At 41.8% G+C, this 2683-nt stretch carries 1 protein-coding gene and 1 pseudogene; both read right to left on the bottom strand.

What is annotated here, in order from left to right; translation table 11 throughout:
- Nucleotides 1-167, bottom strand: a pseudogene (locus C5S62_RS13870) (recombination protein NinG); the annotation flags it as partial.
- Between the two features lie 213 nt (nt 168-380).
- Complete coding sequence (gene dnaK, locus C5S62_RS05910; RefSeq protein ID WP_104404476.1) at nt 381-2309, bottom strand: molecular chaperone DnaK; 1929 nt, start codon at nt 2307-2309, stop codon at nt 381-383.
- Nucleotides 2310-2683: the final 374 nt, after the last annotated feature.

The raw sequence follows: 2683 nt of genomic DNA, 5'->3' as shown, positions 1-2683 counted from the left end.
CCCGAAGGGGTCAAACTCACGCGCCTTTTCCACTTTACGTCCTTTTTGCGTTTCCAAGCCACTTTGCTACATTTAGGAGAACAGTAATGGCTGTCGAGTGTTTTTGCGACAAATACTTTGCCGCAGACCTTGCACTTCCTTTTGATTTCAAATCCGATTGTTGGCATATCATCTACTTTTAAGTGTGTATTAGTATGTATAAGTGTGATTAAGTCCCACATTATCTACTTTTTTGTCTTGTCGCAAACATGTCGCAAATAAGAGATAAAAAAGCCCATAGAAAACACATAGAAACCATGAACCCTATAAACGCAAAAAGCGTGCAACTCGTTGAGCTGCACGCTTTTGCTTATTGTTTATTATTTGTTTACTTATCGGAATCATTTGACCTCCTCAAAATCTGCATCTTGAATATCATCCTTGGACGTATTGCTGGACTGACTACCAGTTTGCTGACCGGCACCCGCTTGCTGTTGGAAACCCTCAGCCCCCGGTTGAGTACCAGTCTGCTGATACATTTGGGAACTGGCAGTCTGCCAGGCGTTATTCATTTCAGCGATAGCAGCATCAATGGCTGCGACATCCTGAGCTTTATGTGCATCCTTCAAATTCTGAAGAGCCGCTTCAAGAGCTGGTTTATGCTCAGCTGGAAGTTTGTCGCCTAATTCCTTCAACTGATTTTCTGTTTGGAAAATCATGGAATCAGCCTGATTGATTTTATCAATCCGCTCACGTTCTTTCTTGTCAGCCTCAGCGTTAGCTTCAGCTTCAGCTTTCATACGATCTATTTCCTCCTTACTCAAACCGCTGCTAGCTTCAATGCGAATGGTCTGTTCCTTGCCTGTAGCTTTATCTTTGGCTGAAACGTTAAGAATACCATTGGCGTCAATATCAAAAGTCACTTCAATTTGAGGTATGCCACGACGGGCAGGAGCTATACCAGCCAAATTAAAACGACCGATACTCTTATTGTCTCTAGCAAACTGACGCTCACCTTGCAACACATGAATGGTAACCTCTGGCTGATTATCTTCAGCAGTAGAAAACACCTGACTCTTCTTGCAGGGAATGGTAGCGTTAGCATCAATAAGTTTTGTCATCACACCACCTAAAGTCTCAATGCCCAAAGAAAGAGGAGTCACGTCAAGCAACACAATGTCACCTACTCCTTCTTCCTTATTAAGAATGGCCCCCTGTATAGAAGCACCTACAGCCACAACTTCATCAGGATTAACACCTTTGGAAGGAGCCTTACCAAAGAAATTCTGAACAAGCTCCTGTACTGCGGGAATACGGGTTGAACCACCAACGAGAATAATTTCATCAATATCACCAGTAGAAAGACCTGCTCCCTTAAGAGCTGCTTCACAGGGCACTTTACAAGCCTCTATCAGACTGTGCGCCAGAGCTTCAAACTTAGCACGAGTCAATGTCTTAACCAAGTGTTTAGGCACACCTCCTACAGGCATAATATAAGGCAGATTGATTTCGGTACTCATTGAACTGGAAAGTTCTATCTTCGCCTTTTCTGCAGCTTCTTTCAAACGTTGCATGGCCATAGGATCCTGAGAGAGATCGGCCCCTTCATCATTCTTAAATTCCTGCACAAGCCAATCAATAATGACATGATCAAAGTCATCGCCACCAAGATGAGTGTCACCATTGGTTGAAAGAACTTCAAACACACCGCCACCAAACTCAAGGATAGATATATCAAATGTACCGCCGCCAAGGTCAAATACAGCAATTTTCATATCTTTATTAGCTTTATCAATGCCATAGGCCAAAGCTGCGGCCGTAGGTTCATTAACAATACGCTTCACGTCAAGCCCAGCTATCTGACCGGCTTCTTTCGTTGCCTGACGCTGTGAATCACTAAAATAAGCAGGTACAGTAATAACAGCTTCCGTCACTTCCTGTCCAAGATAATCCTCTGCTGTTTTCTTCATTTTCTGCAAAATCATAGCAGAAATCTCCTGCGGCGTATATTGGCGTCCATCCACATCAACACGAGGCGTGTTATTATCACCGCACACCACTGTATAGGGCATACGGGATATTTCCTTTTGCACTTGATCATAGTTTTCCCCCATAAAACGCTTGATAGAATAAATCGTACGTTTAGGGTTTGTAATAGCCTGACGCTTGGCTGGATCACCCACCTTGCGTTCACCACCTTCTACAAAAGCCACAATACTTGGTGTTGTGCGCTTGCCTTCACTATTAGTAATTACAACGGGCTCGTTACCCTCAAACACGGAAACGCAAGAGTTTGTCGTTCCGAGGTCAATACCAATTATCTTTCCCATGATAATATTTTATTATTTGTTATTAATTTTATTGATCACTATTATTTGTTTACAGCCGCAGTCAAAACGTAGAACATAGCCGCACTATGCTTTATATTTATGCAAGGAGCGTGCCAAAACATCATACAACAAAAACAAATTCACATACTGCCAACTTGTCAGGAGTAATGGCAGAAAACCGACGTACCAGCCTTTTAACATTTATTACTTTTGACTATAAATAATTTTTGCATATATCATCAACCTTCTTGAATATTTTTTCGACCAACATTCATGAAAAAAACTCTCTATATTACAAATCCAAGTATTCGTGTAAATTCCGATACGTATTTTATATAAAACAATTCCATTCCCTCTCTAGCCTCCTTCAATAT

Source organism: Prevotella sp. MGM2 (assembly GCF_002933955.1).
Taxonomy (GTDB): Bacteria; Bacteroidota; Bacteroidia; order Bacteroidales; family Bacteroidaceae; genus Alloprevotella.
Note: the sequence above shows the minus strand (reverse complement) of the source record. Positions and strands in the feature narration are given on the sequence as shown.